Origin of the sequence: Veillonella sp. ICM51a (assembly GCF_000524355.1) — a bacterium.
Classification (GTDB): Bacteria; Bacillota; Negativicutes; order Veillonellales; family Veillonellaceae; genus Veillonella; species Veillonella atypica.
Genome location: NZ_JAPX01000047.1, coordinates 53191 through 77412, shown reverse-complemented (window position 1 = coordinate 77412; position 24222 = coordinate 53191). Strand labels below are relative to the sequence as shown.

General features: G+C 39.9%; 22 protein-coding genes. 15 read left to right on the top strand and 7 right to left on the bottom strand.

The features are described 5' to 3' along the window. Positions 1 to 223: 223 nt before the first annotated feature. Positions 224 to 682, top strand: coding sequence for an OmpH family outer membrane protein (locus HMPREF1504_RS08670; RefSeq protein ID WP_005375856.1), 459 nt, complete (start codon positions 224 to 226; stop codon positions 680 to 682). A gap of 415 nt (positions 683 to 1097) precedes the next feature. Then, on the top strand, positions 1098 to 1691 hold the full coding sequence (locus tag HMPREF1504_RS08665; protein ID WP_038125140.1) for a hypothetical protein: 594 nt from the start codon (positions 1098 to 1100) through the stop codon (positions 1689 to 1691). 125 nt (positions 1692 to 1816) lie between these two features. Here HMPREF1504_RS08665 and HMPREF1504_RS08660 read toward each other — a convergent pair whose 3' ends face one another. Together HMPREF1504_RS08660 and HMPREF1504_RS08655 are read right to left on the bottom strand one after the other, a co-directional pair. Then, the gene (locus tag HMPREF1504_RS08660) at positions 1817 to 2173 is read right to left on the bottom strand and encodes an MmcQ/YjbR family DNA-binding protein (protein ID WP_038125138.1); all 357 of its coding nucleotides are present in this window, start codon (positions 2171 to 2173) and stop codon (positions 1817 to 1819) included. 228 nt (positions 2174 to 2401) lie between these two features. Then, complete coding sequence (locus HMPREF1504_RS08655) at positions 2402 to 2689, bottom strand: cupin domain-containing protein (RefSeq protein ID WP_038125136.1); 288 nt, start codon at positions 2687 to 2689, stop codon at positions 2402 to 2404. A gap of 404 nt (positions 2690 to 3093) precedes the next feature. Between HMPREF1504_RS08655 and HMPREF1504_RS08650 the strand changes: the two genes are divergently transcribed. Further along, positions 3094 to 4347: an ATP-binding protein gene (locus HMPREF1504_RS08650; protein ID WP_038125134.1), complete on the top strand. Its 1254-nt coding sequence runs from the start codon at positions 3094 to 3096 to the stop codon at positions 4345 to 4347. A gap of 95 nt (positions 4348 to 4442) precedes the next feature. On the opposite strand, the gene HMPREF1504_RS08645 is transcribed toward HMPREF1504_RS08650, so the two are convergent. Together HMPREF1504_RS08645 and HMPREF1504_RS08640 are read right to left on the bottom strand one after the other, a co-directional pair. Next, entirely contained in the window at positions 4443 to 5108 is a 666-nt protein-coding gene (locus HMPREF1504_RS08645) for a hypothetical protein (RefSeq protein WP_005375832.1), read from the bottom strand. A 20-nt stretch (positions 5109 to 5128) separates the two neighbouring features. Continuing rightward, positions 5129 to 6085, bottom strand: coding sequence for a DUF1858 domain-containing protein (locus HMPREF1504_RS08640; protein WP_038125132.1), 957 nt, complete (start codon positions 6083 to 6085; stop codon positions 5129 to 5131). A gap of 407 nt (positions 6086 to 6492) precedes the next feature. Here HMPREF1504_RS08640 and HMPREF1504_RS08635 point away from each other — a divergent pair, with 407 nt between their 5' ends. From HMPREF1504_RS08635 to HMPREF1504_RS08580, 12 genes are all read left to right on the top strand, one after another. Next, on the top strand, positions 6493 to 6699 hold the full coding sequence (locus HMPREF1504_RS08635; protein WP_005375915.1) for a DUF1659 domain-containing protein: 207 nt from the start codon (positions 6493 to 6495) through the stop codon (positions 6697 to 6699). A gap of 124 nt (positions 6700 to 6823) precedes the next feature. Next, the gene (locus tag HMPREF1504_RS08630) at positions 6824 to 7045 is read left to right on the top strand and encodes a DUF2922 domain-containing protein (RefSeq protein WP_016476269.1); all 222 of its coding nucleotides are present in this window, start codon (positions 6824 to 6826) and stop codon (positions 7043 to 7045) included. A 199-nt stretch (positions 7046 to 7244) separates the two neighbouring features. Next, positions 7245 to 8489 (top strand): DNA/RNA nuclease SfsA, encoded by a 1245-nt coding sequence (gene sfsA / locus HMPREF1504_RS08625; RefSeq protein WP_038125130.1) that lies wholly within the window; start codon positions 7245 to 7247, stop codon positions 8487 to 8489. 346 nt (positions 8490 to 8835) lie between these two features. Beyond that, positions 8836 to 10038 (top strand): ATP-binding protein, encoded by a 1203-nt coding sequence (locus HMPREF1504_RS08620; protein WP_038125127.1) that lies wholly within the window; start codon positions 8836 to 8838, stop codon positions 10036 to 10038. A 106-nt stretch (positions 10039 to 10144) separates the two neighbouring features. After that, positions 10145 to 12610 (top strand): DNA gyrase subunit A, encoded by a 2466-nt coding sequence (gene gyrA / locus HMPREF1504_RS08615; protein ID WP_038125126.1) that lies wholly within the window; start codon positions 10145 to 10147, stop codon positions 12608 to 12610. Between the two features lie 226 nt (positions 12611 to 12836). Next, positions 12837 to 13208, top strand: coding sequence for a hypothetical protein (locus tag HMPREF1504_RS08610; RefSeq protein ID WP_038125125.1), 372 nt, complete (start codon positions 12837 to 12839; stop codon positions 13206 to 13208). A 591-nt stretch (positions 13209 to 13799) separates the two neighbouring features. Continuing rightward, positions 13800 to 14876: a Fic family protein gene (locus tag HMPREF1504_RS08605; protein ID WP_038125123.1), complete on the top strand. Its 1077-nt coding sequence runs from the start codon at positions 13800 to 13802 to the stop codon at positions 14874 to 14876. Between the two features lie 46 nt (positions 14877 to 14922). Further along, entirely contained in the window at positions 14923 to 15315 is a 393-nt protein-coding gene (locus tag HMPREF1504_RS08600; protein ID WP_005381651.1) for a hypothetical protein, read from the top strand. Positions 15316 to 15557: 242 nt separating this feature from the next. Next, positions 15558 to 16979, top strand: a complete 1422-nt coding sequence (locus HMPREF1504_RS08595) for an ATP-binding protein (RefSeq protein WP_038125122.1) — start codon at positions 15558 to 15560, stop codon at positions 16977 to 16979. Between the two features lie 146 nt (positions 16980 to 17125). Next, positions 17126 to 18556, top strand: a complete 1431-nt coding sequence (locus tag HMPREF1504_RS08590) for a [FeFe] hydrogenase, group A (RefSeq protein WP_005381658.1) — start codon at positions 17126 to 17128, stop codon at positions 18554 to 18556. Positions 18557 to 19083: 527 nt separating this feature from the next. After that, complete coding sequence (locus tag HMPREF1504_RS08585; RefSeq protein WP_038125120.1) at positions 19084 to 20562, top strand: PD-(D/E)XK nuclease family protein; 1479 nt, start codon at positions 19084 to 19086, stop codon at positions 20560 to 20562. Between the two features lie 10 nt (positions 20563 to 20572). Further along, a complete protein-coding gene (locus tag HMPREF1504_RS08580) occupies positions 20573 to 20776 on the top strand; it encodes a hypothetical protein (protein ID WP_016476279.1) in 204 nt (67 codons plus the stop codon). A 108-nt stretch (positions 20777 to 20884) separates the two neighbouring features. Here HMPREF1504_RS08580 and HMPREF1504_RS08575 read toward each other — a convergent pair whose 3' ends face one another. The 3 genes from HMPREF1504_RS08575 to HMPREF1504_RS10595 all read right to left on the bottom strand — a co-directional run bounded on the left by HMPREF1504_RS08575 (position 20885) and on the right by HMPREF1504_RS10595 (position 24071). Continuing rightward, positions 20885 to 22123, bottom strand: a complete 1239-nt coding sequence (locus HMPREF1504_RS08575) for a zinc-ribbon domain-containing protein (RefSeq protein ID WP_038125117.1) — start codon at positions 22121 to 22123, stop codon at positions 20885 to 20887. 80 nt (positions 22124 to 22203) lie between these two features. Continuing rightward, positions 22204 to 23538, bottom strand: coding sequence for a hypothetical protein (locus tag HMPREF1504_RS08570; protein WP_232203348.1), 1335 nt, complete (start codon positions 23536 to 23538; stop codon positions 22204 to 22206). Positions 23539 to 23717: 179 nt separating this feature from the next. After that, a complete protein-coding gene (locus HMPREF1504_RS10595; RefSeq protein ID WP_232203347.1) occupies positions 23718 to 24071 on the bottom strand; it encodes a hypothetical protein in 354 nt (117 codons plus the stop codon). Between the last annotated feature and the right edge of the window lie 151 nt (positions 24072 to 24222).

Genomic DNA, 24222 nt, shown 5'->3' with positions numbered 1-24222 from the left:
CTTTAGAGGGCCACCACTAGAGAAAGACCCTTATAGGGTCAGAGCAAACCACCCGTTCTACGGGTGGTTATGATTTAATAGTATACAATTTAATTATTAGATGCTATATCTCATCTATGATTTTTGAGGGTTTTTACTTGTGAAAGCAAGTTAGATTTGATATAGTAAAAATAGTGCATTACATGTTTGTGTAATGAAACTTTACTGTTCAGGAGGATCTCAAATGAAATTAACTAAAAAATTGACAACATTGGCTATTGTTGGTGCTATCTCCGCTACCACTGCTGTAGCAAGCGCTGCTAACATTGGTTTGGTGCAAATGAGCCAAGTTGTAAATAGCTATCCTGGTTACGGTGCACTCGATATGAAAATGCAACAAGTAGATGCACAATATCGTCCACAAATTGAAAAGAAAATGCAAGAAATTGACAAAATTAAAGATCAAGCTCAAGCAGAAGCAGAATTCAATAAATCCGTAGCTCCATTGTTACAAAAAGAAAATGACGAAGTGAATAAAATTGCACAACCTATGATGCAAAACATTCACAACGCTATCGAATCCGTTCGCGTTGAAAAGAAAATGGACGTTGTATTAGACGACCCATACACAATCCGCGCAGCTGATGCAAATAGTAACGTTGAAAATATTACAGATGAAGTAATTAAACGTCTAAAAAAATAATATCTATCCTTTGAGGTAGAATCCAACAGCCCCCTCTCGAAAAGCCGACACGCTACTGCGCTTACGCGGAGCCCGAAGTCGTTTTTCGAGAGGGGGCTGTTTTCCTCTATCCAAGATAGATATTAATTTTTTCAGACAGTAGGGGGAAGGGCCAAAGTCGTTTTCAGAGGGGTATCCCTTTTTTCGCTAATCTCTTTGGATAAAATATTATTTTTTTAGACTGTAGGGGGAAAGGAGCAAATCGATTTTCGAGAGGGGCTGTTTTCCTCTATCGAAGATAGATATTAATTTTTCAGACAGTAGGGGGAAGGGCCAAAGTCGTTTTCAGAGGGGTATCCCTTTTTTCGTTAATCTCTTTGGATAAAATATTATTTTTTTAGACTGTAGAGAAGAAGGAGATAAGGAGGGTTTAATTATGTCTTTTATGCAGGTTTGTTGGAGTTTGATGCGGTATCCGCGGTCTAAGGGGATTCCGTATATTTTGGAGAATGGTACGTTTGATCAAGCGCTAGTTTTTATGTTGCGTTTGTTTGGCATTATGCTTGGTTTGTCGGTGGTGGAAAATGGTATCATATTTCTTATCACGCCTGCGACCATGCTAGATACGATTGTATCGATTTTAGGCTTTGTTTTTGCCTGGATTTTCCTAAAAGGGCTTTGGTTGATATTGGCCCATTTTTATGTGAAAGCCACTAGTAATCGTGATCTTATGTTTAAGGATACGTTCATGGCCGTTTCGTATGCGATGGCCTTTGATTTACCTATAACTGTATTGTCCTTACTCGGTGCGGTACTCGTTATTATATTGAGCCTTGCTGGAGCCGGTATGATTGCGTTTGGTGTTCAATTTATTTTAGGCCTCATTACGTTTGTATTGGCCCTATATTATATACTTTGTTCACTTGGATTATACCGTCAAATGTTAAAGACCACATCAATGCATATTATTATCATTGCTATTGTATATACTGTACTTTTAATAAGTGCATCTATGATGTTACGAGTATAGGTGAAAGTTATTTCATAAATATTAAACAATACAATACAATACGTGAAAGCAAAAAAACGAGCTTAGAATGAATCCAGGCTCGTTTTATTTTATGTGCTAAATGGGCAGATAAAGAATTTAGTATTTTATTTAGTTAATCGATAGCTCATGTCGAGGAGCATTTTTATTCTTTCAGTAGGCACAGAGCCATCCAAAGAAACGGTTAGCCAATTGGCCTTATTCATATGATAGGCTGCGTATATGCCTGGTTCCTTACGAAAGGCACCAATCATGGTGGGCTCGCATTTGATGTTTAACACATCGATAGGCCGAATGTTTGACCATCCTAATTTATCGGTAGTAATATTCATGACTAGGGCGAACCATTTATGATTACTTTGATGGCGGTACACCTTGTAATGCGGGAACCGCGTCCAAGGCGTATTGGTGGTAGTATCCTCAAATTGATTGTGAATATAGGTTTCTAAATCTTCGCGTATCATGTAAATCCTTCTTTCTCTCTTATATAATTAGTATATTCTCTTATGAAAGCAACTGCAAGTGATAATACTATATTCTATAGAAATACAGTTATAAAATTAAGATATTAGGACTAAGAATGTAAAAAACACCTATATATGGTAATAGTTACTGTTTTATGTAACTTACCACTTATAGGTGTTTTTTATATATAGACACTAAGGAGAGGAGGAGGTCATATCTATATAATCTTATTCAGGTTTATGAACGAGGTTTACGATGAATTCACTATCTTCAACAAGCGTTGCTTGAATGTAGTTATCGCCATTAAATTCGAGAACTTCACCCGGTACGAGTACATGTTCTTCTGTTTCGTTAAGGAATACTTGAACTGTACCCTTAACAACAGTAAAGATAACATTGGCTTCAGGATGATTATGTTTTTCTACCTTTTCACCTGCTTTGCCACCTTTTTTTACGATTACGTAGTTAGGGCCTTGGAATAATAAACCTAGATCTTTTTTTACTGTGCCTGCCATGATGCTGCACCTCCTATATTTGAAAGTATATGAGTAATGATTTATCTTATGGTTCTATTATAACTGATATTTTTTATCAATTCTGTGTCTGTAGCTACACTTTTATAAGGAATTTTAAATTAGAACAGGCCTGTACTATTTTTAAGACACATATACTAGGTCCTTAGAAATAGAACACGCCTGTTCTATTTTTTAGACACATAGACTAGATCCCCGGAATTAGAACACACCTGTTCTAATTCATAGGATACACTATATATGTCCAAAAGTATTTGTATTAACAATAATTTTTGTGAATACAAATTTTAGATATGAACAAAAACGAGTGTAAAAGCGAACGAAAAAATTTACGTTCGTTTTTACGCTCGTTTTATGATATATTATATAAAAAGGTGGGTGATAATATGCGAGAAACGAAATCTTTAGAGTTTAAAGAATCAATAACCAATACATTTCTAAAAACGGTAAGTGCTTATGCTAATTATGGAACAGGAAAGATTCAATTTGGAATAAAGGATGATGGAGCGATTATTGGTATAGAAAATCCTAGAGAGGCATGTTTAGCCATTGAAAATAAGATTAATGATACTATTAATCCAATTCCTAATTTTAGATTGGAGATTGATGATAGTACGAATGTTATAACCTTAACAGTAGAAAAAGGAAAAGATACTCCATACTTTTATAATGGAAAATCATATAGACGTAGTGATAGTGCATCCATACCTGTAGATACGATTGAATTGAAGCGATTGGTTATGGAAGGAGAGAACCTTTCCTATGATAGCTTAGTTTCTAAACGTCAGGACTTACAATTTACTGTATTAGAAGAGGCTTGTAAATCTATAATGGGGATTTCTGCTCTAACACGGGATTTACTAATTACGTTAGAATTATATCGTATGAATGAAGGCTATACTATTGCAGGTGAGTTACTAGCTGATGAAAATTCTTTTCATGGTGTAGATATGGCTCGTTTTGGAGAATCTATTAATGTTTTTTTGGAAAGAAATACAATTGAACATACATCGTTATTGAACTATTATAACGAAGCATTAACTATGTATCGTCGTTATTATCAATATAGTGAAATCGAGGGCTCCTTTCGCAAACGATATGAGCGTATACCTGAGACTGCTTTCAGAGAAGCTATTGCTAATGCATTGGTCCATCGTGCTTGGGATATACCAGCTCACACAAAAATTTCTATGTTTGATGATCATATTGAAATTGTATCGCCAGGAGGCTTACCAAAGGGGCTAGGAAAAGATCAATATTTAGAGGGGCAAATTTCTATTCTTAGAAATCCTATTATTGGGAATGTTTTTTTCCGACTTGAAATTATTGAGCGATATGGTACTGGTATACAACGTATTCAGGAGGCTTATAAAAATAGTGTTAAAAAGCCTCAATTTGATATTTCCGATAACTCAATAAAAATTATTTTGCCAGTTATTGAAAAAAATATAGATAAACTAACCATTGATGAGAAGAAAATATATAATATTCTACAATTTAAGGCATTATCTTCTGGGAAATTAGTAGAGAATACTGGATTTGGTAAAACAAAGGTATTACAAATTGTTAATAAATTAGTGAAATCTGGTTTTTTAAGGAAACAAGGATCTGGGCGCAGTACCACATATACAGTTGAGTAAGTATAAATTATAAATCATGACAAAAAACGCGAGCGTAAAATTTTACGTTCGCGTTTTCGTTCGTTTTTCGTCCGTTTTAGCGAACGAAATGGTATTTATTTTTTAGCGATTGTATATAATCGTGTGCCATTGTCTTCGGTGGTGATAAGCTCAAATTCAGGATCGATAGCTTTCACAAAGGCCTCGAACCATGTTTGGTATGCGAGCATCATGAATTTAGGATCTACGCCTGCAGTGCGCCAGTAGCCAGCTTGTAAGCGGTGGTCGCCGACCCATGTGAAACGGTCAGCGCTATCCTCAACGATTTGGTCGCCGCCGTCGCAAGGCATGCCGTTTACATAGAAGTTTTGAAGGGCATTGTAGATGGCTGGCGCCGTATGTTCTTCGAGGCTATCTTGGGCCACAACGCCGCATGCTTGACCTTGTACAGCGAAGGCATCGAGAATAGCGGTTACTACGTGAATAGCATTTTCATCAGCATTTGTATCGAGCATGTCTTTGATGAAAGCCGCTTCGCGGACGGATGCTATGTTGATTTGGTTGGAGAGCCAACCGTGAATGTTGTTGTGGTCGATAATGTTTTCCAATGGAATGCTAGGGTTAATTGGTTCGCCGTATGTATCTACGGAGATGGAATGTAATTCCTCAGCAAGGTCATCTACGACCTTTGTCGTTTTTTCAAGAATTAAGTTTTCACGCTCTACGAGCAATTGGATTTTGCGGTATAACCAGTAGTGAATGTGACCTAAAAATGCGGACATGTGAAACTCCTTTATATTAATTATGCACCTTTGCGGGCAGTTTCTAGTTTGTTAAGTAAATCATACACATTGACGCCGTGGATTTCAGCGGCTTGCCATAGTGGTTCCATCGTAGAGGATGGGCAACCGAGGCAACCCATGCCGATGCTTTGTAGTACAGGTACTGTATTTGGATAGATGTCCACGATATCGCGGATGATTGTATCCGGTGTAATTGGTTGACCTGGTTCAAGGCGTGGCGTCTCAACCTCTGGATCATTGCCGTGACCTGGCAAGTTAACAATAGGTTCTGCTGCTTTCGCTTCTGTAGGAGCCCCTTCAAGGTCGCCTAGTACAGCTTCTTTGAAAGCATCTAAGCCGATGCGGTCGATGAATTCACCCATTCGTTCGATTTGTGCATTTGCTTTGTAATATTCGATGATGCGGTCCACAAGTGCAAGGGCTTCTTTTTCTGTTGTTACCTCTGCAATGAGGTCGCCAATGCGTGGATGCGCACCGCCACTGCCGCCAGCGTAGATGCTCCAGCCTTCAACCGTACCGATTACGCCAACGTCCTTCATGCGGCTTTCAGTACAAGAATTAATGCAGCCGGACACGCCGATCTTCATCTTGCTAGGCATTTCTTGGGACAAATATTTGCGTTCCAATTGCATGCCAAGATGCACGCTATCTTGTTTAGCCCGTTTACAAAACGTTGTGCCTGGGCAAATCTTGACGCTGCGCACGCGGTTGGACACCATGTACGCCGGCTCCATGCCGAGCATGTCCCACGCTGCGTCTACGTCCTCAGCTTTCAAATTCGTAATCATAATGCGTTGGCTGCCGGTTAGTTTAAGAACAGCGCCAAATTTGTTCGCCACATCAATGTATTTTTGCAATTGATCTGGTTGAATAAAACCCGCTGGAATGCGCGGTGTAATAGCATAACGGCGTTGGCCGTTTTTAATTCGTTGTAAATTTCCTGCAATTTGAGCCATTGTAATCCCCTCTAAATTGTAATGAACTACTTATATTCTATCATATATTTTCACTGTGAAAGTCTCTATTAGCACATGCTAGAGATGATGCGTTTCGACGATGATGTACGTCCAAACGATACATGTTCTAGAGAGCTAGTAAGAGATCGTTATGAAATGATTGTTATCATCATTTCAAATTACATATACTAGTATAATTCATTTTACAATAAAATAATGTGTCCCAAGCTACAAAAAAGCAAAAATTTTTGACCCTGTTTCACGTGAAACTAAATACAAAAGTACGGCCCTAAACCTTGATTTGGGGTCGTTTTTTCATGGGGAAAAATATTATTCCTCTTTTTGAAACGAATTTGCTTGTCACGAGCCTCTTTTTGGAATGTATATAGGTGAAAGGAGGTGATCAGATGGCTGAACTAAAACGCACAAAGTTAGTGTTACGTTTTAATATCGGTACGGAAGAAAAACCGAAGTACAAAGACGTCACTTTCACACGCGTCGCTGAAGAAGCTACTGATGATGCGGTCAAAATCGTCGGTACCGCATTGGCTGGTCTCTATGAGAACACCATTGCTGACGTAATACGCGTCAACGAAGTATCCCTTGGTCATTAATGTGCTTTCACTCATAATAGTTAGCACATAATGGCTGCGTGAAGGTTCGTAGTAATCCAAACCCTGTGGACCTATCGCGATCATTCCCATCCTTATGTATATGAATTAGAAAGGAGTGCCCAACATGGCTGATAAACGTGTGGTATATCTTAAATTTGCTACAGTCGATGGTAAAAGCGCATCGATCACAATTAGTGGACCTCGCACTGGCCTTACTTTGGAACAAGCTAAAACGGCAGCTAATGCGCTAGTAGCGAACAAGGTAATCTTAGGCTCTGGCGACGCTCCATTGGCAAGCTTTACCTCTGCCAGTGAAGTATCTACGCAAAGTAAAGATTTGCAATAAAACAACATATCGCTAATGCATAGATGACTCTATCCCGTCTGTGCCTAGCATAACTATCGCTGTTATGCGATGAATATCTTATCCCTGGTCATATGATAGCCTCGGAACCTGTCATATGACGCCTCCTAGCGGGCCGCTCTTCGGAGTGGCCCGTTTTGTTGTATAATGAACCTAGAATTATCTTGATATAGGAGGAACGATGAAGGTTCTATACGATACAATTTTGAAAGCAACTTATACAGGCCGTCCCAATCGTTTTGTGGTGACCTTGGATCTTAATGGTGAAAGCGTACTTGCTCATTTGCCAAATCCAGGTCGTATGTGGGAACTGTTATTTACCGGTGTCACGATGTATATCGTGCCTCATGATAAGCCAGATGCGAAGACGAAGTACCGCGTTGTAGGTATTGAGCGTGATGGCGTTGTTATCATGCTCGATACGAACTACAGCAATGATGTAGCTCAGCATTTGATTGAAAACAAACTCATTCCTGGTTGGGAACAATGGCGTATTGTACGTCGCGAATATACGGTAAAACTACATGGGGCGACATCACGCTTTGATTTACTCCTCACTAACGACGATGGTGAAGAATTCCTGTTAGAGGTTAAATCCTGTACCTTGTTCTCCAAGACCGGTGCCATGTTCCCCGATGCTATTACAGAACGGGGACGCAAGCATTTATTGCACTTACGGGAACTACAAAATGAAGGCTACCATACGGGCGTATTATTCCTTGTACAATGGGACCAAGCTCAATGGTTCTTGCCAGACTACCATACGGATTTAGAATTTGCCACGACCTTTAAAGAAGTGGCCCCATTCCTCGACTGGAAAGCCGTTGCTGTGGCGTGGGATGAGACTTTCACAATGCCTACCGTGACACGTGCTTGTACCTATCCGAGCTATGTTCTCGACAGCGAAGCGCACGACAGCGGCGTATACATCATGGTGATGCACCTTGACCATGAGCTAGATCTTGAAATCGGATCTAAGGGCATGATGCATTTTAATGCAGGTTATTACATGTATGTCGGCTCCGCCAAGGCGAACCTTACGAAACGCATTGTGCGCCATAAGAGAAAACGCAAGAAAATGCATTGGCACCTCGATTACTTCCGCGGCCATTGCGAAATGATTGCCGGCGTGCCTATTCGTACGAGCGGACTACCCCTTGAAAGCTGGAGCCTTACTCACGAACCATACCCATCCATGCCGAGCATGCCAGACCCTGATGATGTAGACGTGAGCGTCGAATGTGCTTTAGCTGATGCGGTGCGTGCCATTGCCGAGTGGGACGTGCCAAAATTTGGCTGCTCCGACTGTGATTGTACGAGCCATTTGTTTGGTATGACTGAAAATCCAATACATAATAAGGCCTTTATGGACGTGATAGAAGAATTTAGAATGAATCAACTGGATTCCATAATTGTTGAGAATTAATAAAGTAGCATATTTGAGATGTGTTAGTAGTTATTTCCAAAATGGAAATAACTACTGATGATATGCTGATAAAAGGACGTGTAAATCAATTTGATTTGCACGTCTTTTATATGTATTGAGATTTTATGCTGAAGGTAAATTAGAAAGGTTTTGAACTTGTTCCAAAATGGAACAGGTTTAAATAGAAAGTTTAAGGATTGCAATCCCTGAATATGTTATAATTGAATAGTACAGGGATTATAATCCTTAAACTTTTTAAAATAGAGTTGAATTAGGATTACTATCCTAAAATATATACATTGATTGTGTTTTAACAGTGATATAGTGTTAGGAAAAGGAGGTTATGATGTCTTTAATTCAACGTGAGCAATACTTAGATTTTTTGAGGCGTCATAAAGATCAAGATGTAATAAAAGTCGTTTCTGGTGTGCGTCGGTGCGGTAAATCTACATTATTTGAATTATTTAAACAAGAATTATTAGACAGTGGTGTTAAGCCAAATCAAATTATCTCTATTAATTTTGAAGATTTAGAGTTTGAACCGCTACAGGAGTATCATGCCCTCCATGAGTATATAGTAGAACGATTGATTCCAGAGACTCCCATGTATGTATTTTTAGATGAAGTACAGCATGTACCACAATTTGAAAAGGTCGTAGGGAGTTTATTTATCAAACCCAATGTGGATATTTATATTACTGGTTCAAATGCGTATTTTATGTCTTCTGATATTGCTACATTATTAACTGGCAGATATGTACAAGTTGAGATGCTACCGCTTTCTTTTAAAGAATTTCATAGTGCATATAGTCGGCAAAATTTATCAGATATGGAAATATATAATTTATATATTGAACATAGTTCATTTCCAAGATTAGTGCGTGTTGAGGATGATGAAAGCATTGATGAATATTTGGAAAGCATTCTTAATACAGTTGTTTTGAAAGATATTGTAACGAGATTAAAAATTACAGATGTTCCTTTATTACTGGATATTATTAGATATTTATTGGCTAATATAGGGAGTCTGATTAATCCTACGAAAATTGCGAATACGCTCACTAGTTATGGCCGTAAAACGGATAATAAAACGGTTGAGAAATATTTACAAGGCCTTAAAGATGGTCTTTTAATCTATGAAGTTGACCGGTTTGATGTAAAGGGGAAGGCGTTATTACAGCGAAATGCCAAATATTATGTTGTAGATAGTGCATTCCGTAAGTTTTTATTAAGTCGTACAGACTCGGACCGAGGTCATATATTAGAAAATATTGTATATTTGGAATTAGTTAGACGTGGCTATCGTGTATATGTGGGGCATCTACAAAATGGTGAAATAGATTTTGTTGCTAAAAAACCACATCGGTTAGAATATTATCAAGTTAGCTATACAGTGATGGAAGATACTACATTACAACGTGAATTATCATCGTTAGAGCAACTTGATGATAACTACCCTAAATATTTACTTACAATGGATGTATTACATAAAACAGATAACCATAATGGTATAGAGCAAAAGAATGTTCTGGATTGGCTATTAGAATAGGCGGGGCAGCTTTCACAAAAATCCTGATAACAATAGCGCTAAACCCATAAAAATGCTATAATAATATGATGAATTGTAATCAGTGTTAGTAAAATGAGGTGAGATTGTGGCAGACCAACAATGGTCCCATGGGAATATTCATCCCGTTCAGATTGATAAAGAAATGAAGAACGCCTATATCGATTATGCGATGTCCGTAATCGTAATGCGTGCTCTTCCTGATGTGCGCGATGGCTTGAAACCAGTACATCGTCGTATTTTGTACGCGATGCACGAAACAGGCATGACGCCAAATAAACCGTACAAGAAATCCGCTCGTATCGTCGGTGACGTACTCGGTAAATATCATCCACATGGTGATAGCTCCGTTTACGACGCAACGGTTCGTTTAGCACAAGATTTCAATACGCGCTACCTCTTGGTAGACGGCCACGGTAACTTTGGTTCCATCGACGGCGATAGTGCCGCTGCGATGCGTTATACCGAAGTGCGTATGGCAAAAATTACGCAAGAAATGCTCGCTGATATCGACAAGGAAACTGTTGATTTCATGCCGAACTATGATGAAAGCTTGCAAGAACCGACCGTATTGCCAGCGAAGATCCCAAATCTTCTCATCAATGGTTCCAGCGGTATCGCCGTAGGGATGGCGACCAATATTCCGCCGCATAACCTTAATGAGGTTTGTAATGGCCTTGAAATGCTCATCGATAATCCAGACGTAACTGTGGACGAATTGATGACGCAAATTAAAGGGCCAGACTTCCCAACTGGAGCGCTCATTTTGGGCCGGGAAGGCATTAAAAAAGCGTACTCTACAGGTCGTGGCAGCGTAAAAATGCGCGCTCGTGCAACCATTGAAGAAATGGCGAAGGGCAAGCATAAAATCGTAGTGACTGAGATTCCGTACCAAGTTAACAAGGCTCGCGTTATCGAAACGATTGCGAACTTGAGCCGCGATAAGGTCATCGATGGTATCACAGCACTTCGCGACGAATCTGACCGTCAAGGTTTGCGCATTGTTATCGAATTGCGCGCTGACGTGCAACCAGATATCGTTCTTAACAAATTATATAAACACACTCAACTTCAAGAATCTTTCGGCGTGATTATGCTGGCCCTCGTGGACGGTCATCCTCGCGTATTGAATTTGAAAGAAGTATTGGGTTACTACTTAGATCATCGTCTCGATGTTATCGTACGCCGTACTCAATTCGAGCTTAACAAAGCCGAAGCGCGTGCTCACATCTTGGAAGGTTTGTTGATTGCCCTCGACCACATCGATGAAGTTATCGCTACAATTCGCAGTTCTCAAACTGACGAAATCGCACGTAACGCATTGATGCAAAAATTCGGGCTTTCAGAAAAACAAGCAGTAGCCATCCTCGACATGCGTTTACGCCGTTTAACAGGCTTGGAACGCGAAAAAATCGAAGAAGAATACAAGGAATTGTTGGCATTGATTGAAGATTTGAAAGCTATCTTGGCTAGCGAAGCGCGTCAACGTCAAATCATCAAAGACGAACTGGAAGATATGAAGAAGAAATACGGCGATCCTCGTCGCAGTGAAATCACAATCGATACGTCCGACCTTGATGTAGAAGACCTCATCGCTGACGAAGAAATGGTAATTACCTTGACGAAACAAGGTTATATCAAACGCATGAATGCCAACGTATATCGCAACCAACATAAAGGTGGCGCTGGTGTTATCGGCATGAAGACGAAGGAAGACGACTACGTAACGCAAATTATGCATGTTCGCACGCATAATACATTGTTGTTCTTTACGTCCACTGGCCGTACATACCGCCTCAAAGCGTACGAAGTGCCAGAAGCAGGTTCCCGTAACTCTCGTGGTACCGCTATGGTCAACGTATTGCCACTCGCTGTGGGCGAATCCGTTACGACTATGATCGACCTTGAACGCATCCATGAAAATGTAAACTTATTCATGGTTACTGAGTTCGGTGTTGTAAAACGTACGGCTATCGAAGAATACCGCAACATCCGTCGTTCTGGCCTCAATGCGATTAACCTTGACGATGGGGACCGCTTGATTTGCGTAATCGTAACCACAGGCAACCAAGATATCCTAATCGGTACGAAACTTGGCATGGCCATCCGTTGCAACGAAGAGGACGTTCGTCTCATGAAACGTGCGGCTCATGGCGTTCGTGGCATCAAGTTGAAAACTGGCGACGTTGTTGTTGGCGCTGGTGTTCTTGAGTCTGATGAAAGCGAAGCACAAGTGTTCACTATCTCCGAAGAGGGGTATGGTAAACGCAACGAAGCGGATGCGTACAATGTACAAAAACGCGGCGGCATCGGTACAAAGAACTTCCGCATTAACGATAAAACTGGCGATGTAGTAGCCGTTGAAGTCGTTCACAATGATGACGAAGTGATGCTCATTTCCGAACAAGGTAAAATTATTCGCTTTAACATGAATGACATTGCCGTTAAAAAAGGCAAAGCCATTTCTGGTGTGAAAACACAAAACCTCGACGAAGGTGATAAGGTAGCAAGCATTGCTGTAATTCCTGCGTCTGAAATCGAAAGCGAAGACTAATATCGTATATGTCATATAGATTTGTTTGTATTCTATATGCAAAGTAACGAAAATATACTATATCTAACATAGATATGCACAATTGGCGATCACCTAAGTGGTCGCCACTCGTGTTATACAGGACGAGCAGTTGCTTTATCTATTAGGCCCTGACGTTGTGTAGAGACCAAACCACAATCATGCCCATATATAGTTGAATGAATAAAGGATTGAATAGGAGAGAATGATGAAAAAATGGTTAGCTGCTATTATGGCAGCAGGATGTATATTTTTCGGTGGCTTTGGCGTAGCTAATGCCGCTGATTGGTACTACGTTGATGCGGACACAGACGATTCCGCGTGGTTTATCGATAACTCATCTGTGTTTAAAACAGATTCTATGGCGCGTATCTTGGTGAAAGCCAACAATGTAGAAGGTTATACCTATATCTACACCGTTGAAATCAACCGCCCAGATAGCACATGGACAGAAGTGAACGCAACCGTGTATAGCCAATCTGGTGTACCGTTGTTGAGTAGCAATGAAAAACAAAAACCTGTGAAAATTGAAAAAGATACAATAGGATCAGAAGTAATGCAGGCCCTTTGGGGAAAATAAAATTTAATTGAATTTGTATGCTTATGTTTCTGAATATTAGCATTCGTATATAGTGTGATAGGAATGGCAGGGATCGAAAACCTCCACCGGCCGGGTCTGACTCCGGCCTACGGCCTTCGCAGGGCCAAAGTCGGTTTTCGATTCCCTACCATTCCTTTTCTATATTATGAATACAAAATCAGAAACATAAGCATTTTTTATTCCTTAGAATTTTATTTTTCCCAAAGGGCCGGAGAAGGGAGAAAAAGCCTCCACCGGCGGGGTCTGACTCCGGCCTGCGGCCTTCGCAGGGACATAAGTAGGGTGTGAGCTAACAGAGGAGCGGAGCGACGCATGGGAGCCACACATCACTTAGTCCTGAACGTAAGATTTCGAGAATCGAAATCCACAGTGAAGATAAAGTCGTTTTTTAGACACCCTCCATTTCCCAGCCTACCCTAGCAACATATTCAGAGCGAGGTTTCTTTTATTCTACATTAGTATTATTTTCTACAAAGGACCGGAGAAGGAAGATATATTTTTATTTATTTATCGCCTAAATTGTATTAAAATTAGGGGAGAAATAGTCTTATAGGGGAAAGGTGGTGTGGTATGCGTAGTTTTGATTATCGGTGGCTCGAGGATTGTCTTTGGGATGGCGAGGTTGTGTCATTGGTTTCACAGATTCACGAGTATAAGGGGCGGCAGGATTTGTTTGTGTCGCAGCGGCCTAGTAGTGTAGCGCGGCTTGTGAAGATTGCGAAGGTGCAGAGTGTGGAGTCGTCGAATCGGATTGAAGGGATTGTGACGACGAAGGCTCGGATTCGGTCATTGGTAGCAGATAAGACGACGCCCCGTAATCGGGATGAGGAAGAGATTATGGGGTATCGCGATGTGTTGAATACGGTACACGAAAATTACGAGTATATCGATTTGACAAGGCAAATTGTACTACAGTTGCATCGCGATTTGTATGCGTATTCCCACAAGGGGATTGGCGGTCAGTTTAAGAATGTGCAGAATTCGATTATTGAGCGGCTCGCAGATGGTTCTGAGGTGGAGCGATTTAAGCCCTTGGCACCTTATGAAACGCCTGCTGCTATTGATGAAATTTGCCAAGGTGTTAATGCGGTTCTCCAAGATAAATCGGTGGATCCATTGCTTGTGATTCCTGTATTTATACACGATTTTTTGTGTATTCATCCTTTCAATGACGGCAATGGGCGTATGAGCCGATTGCTGACGACGTTGCTCTTGTACCAAAATGGGTACATGATAGGTAAGTTCATTAGTTTAGAGCAAAAAATCGAGCGTACAAAGGACAGTTATTATGCGGCGTTAGCTCAATCTGGTGCAGGTTGGCATACAGGCGATGAGGATGTAGTCCCTTTTGTCAAATACATGCTTCGCGTTATTTTGGCGGCCTATCGTGATTTTGAAAGCCGCATCGCCTTACTGAATACGTCGTTATCTGCGAAGGATCGTATAAAAATCATAATTAGTGCCACTATTGGTAAGATTACGAAATCTGGAATTCTTGAGAAACAACCAGATATAGCTGTATCTACTGTTGAAAAAGCCTTGAAAGAACTCGTAGAAGAGGGCTTTATTGAGCGACATGGTGTAGGACGAAGTACATTTTACGTAAAAGTATCGCAAAAAATTAGCTTTCACGCAAAATACATTTAATATATGGTATAATAAATTAAATTTGATTTTATACGAGGTGAAATATATGAAAAAATTACTAGGTACATGTTTAGCTGCTGCTGCAATTTGCGCATTCGGTTTTGGTTCTGCTAGTGCTGTTAACTGGCAAGTATTTGGTCAAGATAGTGCAGGTATCACTTGGTCCATCGATCAAGATAGCGTTCAAAAAAGCGATAAAACTGCAACTGTAATGATCAAAGCTCAAGATTCTGAAGGTTATCATTTCATCGCAACTGAAGAATTCAACCACAAAAAGAAAACTGTAAAAGACCAAAAAGTTGTATTGTACAACCCACAAGGTTACGCAGAACGTGAAGATAAAGTTGATGGCAAAGACCGTCCAGTTGTTGCTGGTTCCCCATCCGAAGCAGTTTATAACTTCTTATGGCCACAACAAGCAAAACAAGGTAAAAAATAATATACACCTTATACGACAAAGCAGCTCATTCGAGCTGCTTTTTTGTGCTTTTAGGCGAACTGTGAACTTGAGTTATAGGATAAAACGTGTGGGTGAAAACCTTTGTAATACTTGATAATATCTGGTCTGATGAGGCATGTATCTTCTTTACTGATTTAGTATAACGTAATATAGTATATCGTAATATACTATATCGTGTTATACTAAAATAAAGAGACAGGTGCAAATTAAGGAGGTGCGATATGGTATTTGTAGGCCGTGAACATGAATTAGCTTCTCTGGAGGCGCAATATAATTCAAAACGTTTTGAATTGGCTATTGTGTATGGACGCCGTCGTGTGGGTAAGACGTATTTGTTGCACCACTTTTTGGCGTCTCATGATGGCGCGTATATGGTGGGCCTCGAGTCTGGTGCGAGTAACAATTTAGAGGTGCTTTCACAAGCTGTATATCGTGCAACGGGGATGATTGAAACCGGTAAATTACAGTCCACGTTACCGAATTTTCCAACAATTACGGCGGCGTTGACCCATTTATTTGAGTATAGCTTAGACCATCGTTGTATATTTATTATCGATGAATATCCGTACTTGGCGGAGTCGATTCCGTCCGTTTCGTCTGAGCTGCAGGCCTTGATTGATGCGTATAAAAATCGGTCTCAGTTAATGCTCATATTGTGTGGTTCGTCCATGAGTTTTATGGAAAATCAGGTGCTAGGCCATAAGAGCCCTTTGTATGGTCGCCGCACGGCGCAGTATAAAATTAAACCATTTACGTATATCGAGGCCCGTCAAATGGTACCTCATCTTTCCTATGAGGATAGTGCTATCGCCTTTGGTCTTACCGGTGGTGTGGCTGAATATTTATCATATTTTAGGGATGGTGATTCTCTTGATGAAAGCATTATTTCCTTGTTTTTCACGCCTACAGGACGTCTTGTGGATGAGCCGTCGAGTCTGTTAAAGCAGGAATTACGAGAGCCGCGTCAGTATAATGCAATTCTTAGTGTTATCGCCAAGGGGGCTAGCCGTAATAACGAAATTGCTACTAAGGTAGATATGACGACGGGGGCATTGAATAATTATCTAAAAAGCCTTATTGATTTACAGATCATCGAAAAAATACATCCTGTTGAATCTAAGTCTAATAAAAGTATTTATACCATTAAAGATTCTATGTATACCTTTTGGTATCGTTTTGTAGAACCGAACCAAGGGGCCATTGAAAACTTTAATGGCAAACTTGTATACCATCAATACGTTAAACCTATGCTTTCACATTTCATGGGACCCGTATTTGAAACGATGGCAGCACAATATGTACAGGCGCGCATTCACCGAGGCTCAGTTCCGTTCTTGCCACAACAAATAGGTCATTGGTGGGGCACGGATAGTGCAACGAAAAAGCAAGTTGAAATCGATTTAGTGGCCATGGCGGACATACAAGCAGATCCCAATGCACGGCCTGTACGTCATTTATTAGTGGGCGAGTGCAAATGGAAAAATGAACCGGTTGGCCAAGATGTGCTGGTATCACTCATGGAAAAAGCCCGTGTATTGCACGGTGAATCATACTATTGGCTATTTAGCAAACGAGGGTTTGGATTTGTCTCAGACGATGAACGGGTAGAGCTCATCGATGTATCGATGATGTATGAACTTTAAAGTTTCCTGTTTATGAAGTCCAATAATCTTTCAATTCCTACTAGCCTAGTACGTTGATTGATGGCCTCCTTATTTGTTATGCTAGTAATATAGGAGAAATTAAAACTTTCACAATAAGTATGATTATACAGAACGAGGAGGTCCTCATGTCCCAATTTGAATTTATCGACAAACGCGTGCCAATCGCGCTCGACAACCCGTCCATTTACCACGATATTTCGAAGTGTAAGAATTGCACCTTGTGCCGTCGCGCTTGCGCCGATGTGATGAGCGTGCTCGATTATTACGATCTTGAATCAACCGGTGATGTGCCAATGTGCATCCACTGTGGTCAATGTGCGGCTGCCTGTCCATTCGATTCCATGCATGCTAGATCTGAGCTTGATAAGGTGAAAGCGGCTATTGCTGACCCTGATAAGATTGTTGTTATCCAAACGGCTCCGGCTGTGCGCGTGGCTATCGGCGAAGGCTTTGGCTACGAACCAGGCACATTCTTAGAAGGAAAAATGGTAAGCGCCCTTCGTAAATTGGGTGCTGATTATGTGGTTGATACGAATTTTGGTGCGGATTTGACCATTATGGAAGAAGCATCTGAGCTTGTAGATCGCCTAAAGAATGGCGGTACTATCCCTCAATTCACATCCTGTTGCCCTGCATGGGTGCGCTTTGCGGAAATCTATTTCCCTGAACTCATTCCGAACTTGTCCAGTACTCGTTCTTGCATCGCCATGGAGGCGGCCATGATCAAGACGTACTTTGCTGAGAAAAAGGGCATTAATCCGGCGAATATCGTGTCTGTCAGCGTTAACCCTTGTACGGCGAAGAAGGCTGAAACTAAGCGTGTTGAGGAAAATGCGGCGGCTCGTTATTACGATGATGAAAGCCTCGGCATGGATACGGATATTTCCATTACCACACGCGAATTCATTCGCTGGCTCAATGACGAAGGTGTTGATTTTGGCAGCTTAGAAGACTCTAAGTTCGATGATTTAATCGGTATGGAAACTGGTGCATCTATCATTTTCGGTAATACGGGTGGCGTTATGGAAGCAGCTATGCGTACGGCGTATAAGCTCATCACTGACAAAGAGCCACCTCCATATGCATTGACTCACCTCGAAGACGTTCGCGGCATGAACGGTGTAAAAGAAGCGACTGTACAACTTGGCGATGACGTGACATTGTCCGTTGCTGTTGTACACGGTGGCAAAAATACTCGTGATTTCCTTAACACGTTGAAAGAAAGTGGCAAGCACTATGACTTTATCGAAGTTATGGCATGCCCAGGTGGTTGTATCGGTGGTGGTGGTCAACCACGCACTAAATTACCACAAGCCGTAAAAACAAAAGAAGCCCGCATTGGCGGACTTTACAAAGCTGATGAAGAATACAAATACGTGGCATCCTATGAAAACCCAGAAATTCAAGATCTATACAAAAACTTCTTGGGCGAACCATTAGGACATAAAGCACACGAACTACTTCATACACACTATACAGACCGTAGTGCACAACTAGGGGACCGCAAAGACGTGGTGCCTGAAACATGCCCTACATCACCTAAGTATAAAGGGTAATTAGAGTATAAGCCCCCATGGCATCCTAAAACCTCCACCGCCTTATCGGCTGGCGTAGCCAGCCTGGCAAAGTCGGTTTTAGAACACCATGGGGGCTTTCTCTATGTACGTTTGTGGTTTAGGTGATGTTAGGGCATTGTTTTTTTAGAGAGAATACACCGGACGGGTCTGACTCCGGCCTGCGGCCTCCGCAGGGCCAAAGTCGGTTTTGGAACAGATGGGGGCTTTCTCTATGTACGTTTGTATGGAGGTGATGTAGTGGCATTGTTTCTGGAGGAGAGAAAAGCCGACACGCTACTGCGCTACGCGGAGCCCGAAGTCGTTTTGAGGGGCCGATAGGGTCTTTCTCTATATACGTTTGTGGTTTAGGTGATGTTAGGGCATAGTTTTGCATTTATATGGTACGGAATTTACACGTTTGAGATTGTATACTTGTCTTAAGGATGGTATTGTTATTATAAATTGATCGAGTTTTATGTACCGGGTTTGGTTAGGGTAGTTGTTTGTATTATTAGGGGATGCGGAATATGTTTGACGAACGGATCGTGGAGAATAATATTTTTAGTTTTGCGACGAATGAGTTGTCGCAGGATGCTTTTATTTGCTGGTGTTTGAATTGGATTAATATGCCTGTTCGCGACGATAATGCAAGTGGGCGTCAGTTTGGATCTCGGTTTTTATCTCGTTTGTTGAATGAGGCTTATGATGTATCTGGTGTTAACCAGATATATATTTTTAGGCAGTTACTTAATATTGATGTGCTTGTATTGGTTCCAGAACTACAAGTAGCTTTAATTATTGAAGATAAAACATCATCACAGGAGCATGGTAATCAGATCAATCGGTATAAATACTTGCTTTCAAAAACATTTGAATCAAATCAATACAATGGATTGGATATATATCAACATCTTTCAGATGATAAAAAGGAACAACAGCAAAAACGTGATGGGACTGCTTGCTGGGGCGCGGTGAATAGTATTCGATGGGCATTACGAAATGAACCGGGAGAATTGGATTTGTCAAAGTATACGATTCATACTGCGTATTTGAAGACGGATTGGTTCAATGATGATGACTGGAATACGGTTTGGGAGCTGGAGAAGGATCCAAAGGTTAATACCTATGTGGATGGGCCAGAGTTCTTATCCTTGTTACTGTCTTGTCGTGAGTGGAATAATTCAATTTTAATGAGCTTTGTGGATTATTTGAGCTCTAAAATTAGGGCTACTATAGAGCATAGCTGTTTTTGGGAATACTATAAGGATGTAGACGAGCATATTCGTTTTTATATCCAAGATACTGCAATTGCCCAACGGAGATTTTTGCAGACTGTATTTAATCAGCCAAATCATGAAGCACCATTTATGACCGACTTGAAACAACACATTGAGAATATTGACGATTCGTATGTATATGGTCGTATAGATGATGCGTCTCATACTCATACGATTCAGCATGGTAGCAGCTTTGGTACCCCTTGGTCTTTAATGCATTTTTGGACACGTTCTCTAGACCGAACTGTTGATGCCGATTATTGGGGCTTTCAAAATACAAATGAGGACAATTTAACCGTTAAACCATATATGTTTTGGCGTATTGATAAAATTAAAGAAGGTCCAGTTTTGAGTTTACGTTACTATACGTGGTGGGAAAAGGGCGCCGGTGATAATGGTGAAAGCAATACCTGCTCATATAAAACCCGTGTGTATAACTATATTAAAGAGCATATATTATCATTAGAGAAGATTTCTGCTAAATTGGAGGCTATTAATGAGCTATATTGTTGTACAGCTGATAAGGGAGATATATGCTCTGAAGGTAATTTATATAAGCAATATGAAAACACTCTATTACAATTTAAATTGCATAAGATACTAATTGATTGGAATGATGCGGATAAGCGTGCACAATTTATATCCTTAATGCGTGATTTAAATGCAGAATTAACGCAGGAGATCGAGGACGTGAAATGGGACCTTGTGCGTAAAGGGGTGCTAAAGTAGAGGTGACCTTATGACAGAGGAAGAGTTATATAATCGTTATCATGAAATACAATCAACATATGTAGAGGTTAGATTTATTGATGGAGAGTCATTAATAGGTAAGTTGGACTCTTTTGTTTCTGGTGTAAATAATGAGCCAGATGAGGCCTCGATATATGTTGGTTGTTATGAATTATTTGCTAGTGAAATTAGTGAAATAGTAGAGATCTCATGATGTATGAGTAATAGTAGTTAGCATTTATAATTTTAGGGATAGTAATAGCATAGATTATAAAAGACTCGTATCACAGCAAATGATACGAGTCTTTTATGTTTATGTATTTTATTCGTAATAGGAATCAGCTAATTGACCATCTTGGTCTTGAATGATCCAGTTATTGTTGTTTTTTACCATGGTTACATTGCCGGTGAATGTTTGATGTTTGATACGGCCGTTAATGAGGTCTTTACTTTCAATGCGATAATTATATACGACGGTGTCTGGTGAGACGGATACAGCTTTTGCTGAAAGTAATGTGGTGGATAGGGTTGATTTATATCCATTGCGCCAGTAGTCGTAGGTACCGAGGCTAGCACGTTGTTCATCAGAGAGGTACGTGTAGGCATTAGCAAAGTCTTTATTGGTTAGGTAGCGATAGTAGTTCTGCAACGCTTTTGTACTTTCTTCAACCGCATTATTTTGTGCCACAGATTGTGTATTTGTTGATGCTGGTTGTGGGGCAGGTGTAGCTTTCACAGACGAATTATTACTGTTAGTATTCGTAGAATAGTGGGTAGGTGTTGTATTGTTTATGGAATTAAAACTAGTAGCGATAGTAGCAGCGCTCAAGCCAATGCTTATGCTTATGAGTACGACATAGGCAATGATATACAATGCGGTAGATGTGGAGGTTGGCGATGGTCGGAGCCCATATTGTCGTTGGATATCTGGGGTGATTTGGATATAGGAGGTTCTTTCACCATAGTTATTAGTATATGTATCACCTTTGGTTAGCATTAAGATTAAGAACCAAATAGGTCCTACGATAGGAATAAAGTTGATAAGGAAGAACCAACCAGATTTATTGGTGTCGTGTAGACGGCGGACGGCAATAGCTAAGCCTGGAAGTATTAATGCTAATTCGATAATACCTAGTAGGACATATAAGACGATAACAGTCATGATATTATTAGACACTAATTTAATGATACCCATTATAATAGGGATGATTGTTAGACAAAGAGAAATCATCAAATTATATCTGAAAAATTCGCTACGGCTGGCACGACCTTGAAATTCAGTATATTTCTTGGTGAGCACAAACGTAAGTGTATCTAATTCATTGAGTTCAAAAGGATCCCAGTCATAAACAGGACTGGTCTTTTGTGTTGGTGGAGTTCTTACTGCTTCTGGTGCAGTTGATGTTTTAGTAACTGGTGTTCCACAATTGCTACAGAATAATGTATTGGGCTCTAATGGGGTGCCACAATTGTTACATGTTAATTGTGCTTGAGGTTGGCCGCAAATACTGCAAAATTTAGCGCCCTCCGGTAAGGGGTTACCGCAATGTTGACAAATCATGATTCTCTCCTTGTCTTACTTTGTATATGATAAGAATATATTTTAATTTTAATCCTATAAATCATAGTGCTTCAAGTGATTTAATTCCTGAATTTTTTCTTAAATGTTTCTGAATTTTTCATCTTATTGAAATAGACTGCTTCTTTTGATTTTATGCAGTGACAAAGAATGTGAATTGGTTTGGCACTTGTTTTTGAATACGCATAATATAATCGATATCCATCAGCGGTTTCCATATGATAAATAGGGAATCCCAATGAATTGATTTTACTATTATGAGTGGCATCAATTTGTGTTGGATCATCGGTTACGTATAGGCGAGTGAGCATTTTTTGGATATAAACGCGCACTGTTTGATTAGTACTTGTATAATCCGCTAAGAATTGTTTTTCTAGTTCAAATTTTTCGTAAATTTGTTGTAAATCCTTAGCATCATTTAGACGCTTTGGATCGTTTTCATATTCTTTTTCATCTTCCGCCATCAATTGTAGTTGCATTTCTAGCTCATGAATTTTTTGTGCCGATTGATTTTCTTGGTCCGTCATCCTTTGTTGGAGCGATTTATTTTTCTCTTCGAATTCATTGCTACATTCTTGGTAATAAGAAGATTCCTCTTGTAATGATTTATTTTGTGCTTTTAATTCTTTATTACGGGCTTTAAGTGCATCGGACTCTTTAATTTGTGCTTGATATTGCTTTTCTATATGTTTTCGATTTTCTTGTACCGTATTTAGCTGTTGCGACATTACTTTAATCTGCTCTTTTAAATCATCCACAACATGTTGGTTTGTATGACTTGGATTTGCTTGTTGTTTTTGTAATTCCTTTTCCAGCTTTTGCTTAGTCGCTTCTATTTTTTGAGCTTTTTCTTGTGAAAGCGTTAAATCTTTGGAAAGAATTTTTACCTTATCATTTAATTGGATAATTCGGTATTGGTTATTTTGATACTCTTGATATTCAATGGAATCACTGGTAATCCATAAAGGCGCTCCATTTTCGTCGACGGAGAAGCTTTTACCATAAATCGTCATAGCGATGAATACAACAACAGACATCATGGCAGATGTTAATTTTCCAGAGGTTTTAATGAAGGAGTAAATAGAATAGCCACCTAATGCGCACCAACCAATTGGTCCTGCGATGATAGAAACACCTTTAGCCACACCGGTATAGACGGCAAAGGGAATGGTGATGCCTAGGAAACTCGTAAATATGGCATGGATGATTGTATTGATAGCGATGTAAGCCCCAAAGGAACTACCGACGGTGATAAGTGAACCAATACCTATGCCAGATTTTAAGAAACTATTACGCAAGACCTCACCACTTAGATGATCCGTTTGTAAGGATTGTTTGATTAACTCTTTTCGGTCAGATGATAAGCTATCGAGCTCTATATCGAGTTGACGAATCATTTCATTGCGCTCTTCATCACTTTGTTTTTCTAGGCTAGAAATGATGGATTGCAGTGTTTTTTGGTAAATAATATCCGCCTTTTGCTCGATAGTTAACTCTTCATTAATTGAAGAATCTGTTTTAGCTGCACTGGCAATAATTTTGTTAGATAATAGGGCTAGACTACTATCTGGTACATCTAATTCCTCGCGAACTTCTTCAATAAATAATGTATAGAGTTGCTCTTGAGAATAACTTTGTAATGCGCGAATCTCTTCTTTAATTTTGTTGTTGATATCTTGATGATTCTCTTTACTTTCACGGTCGATATCATCATTGGTTTTATTAGTTTTTCCAAAGAACTCATAACTGAGTTGAAAGCTTTTTTCCCTGTAGTTACAGTGTTATTGAATTTATCTGAGAAAATATTCTTCATCGTTTGCTGGCGAAGCAGTGCGATTAAATAGGATAGTTCCTCTTTAGAGGCCTTTTGCAAGCCGTCAAACAGTGTAGGTGCCTGATGATTTTTATAAGTAAATTTCGCAGTAGCCATAACGTAACCCTTCTCTTATATACACATTCATAAAACCTTCATATTTCATATAGTATCATACAACAACCTTTCGGAAAATCGTTTATGTGAAAGCTTTGATATCACTTACTATTTATTGTATATAGTTAAAAAGACAGAGTTGATATACGGA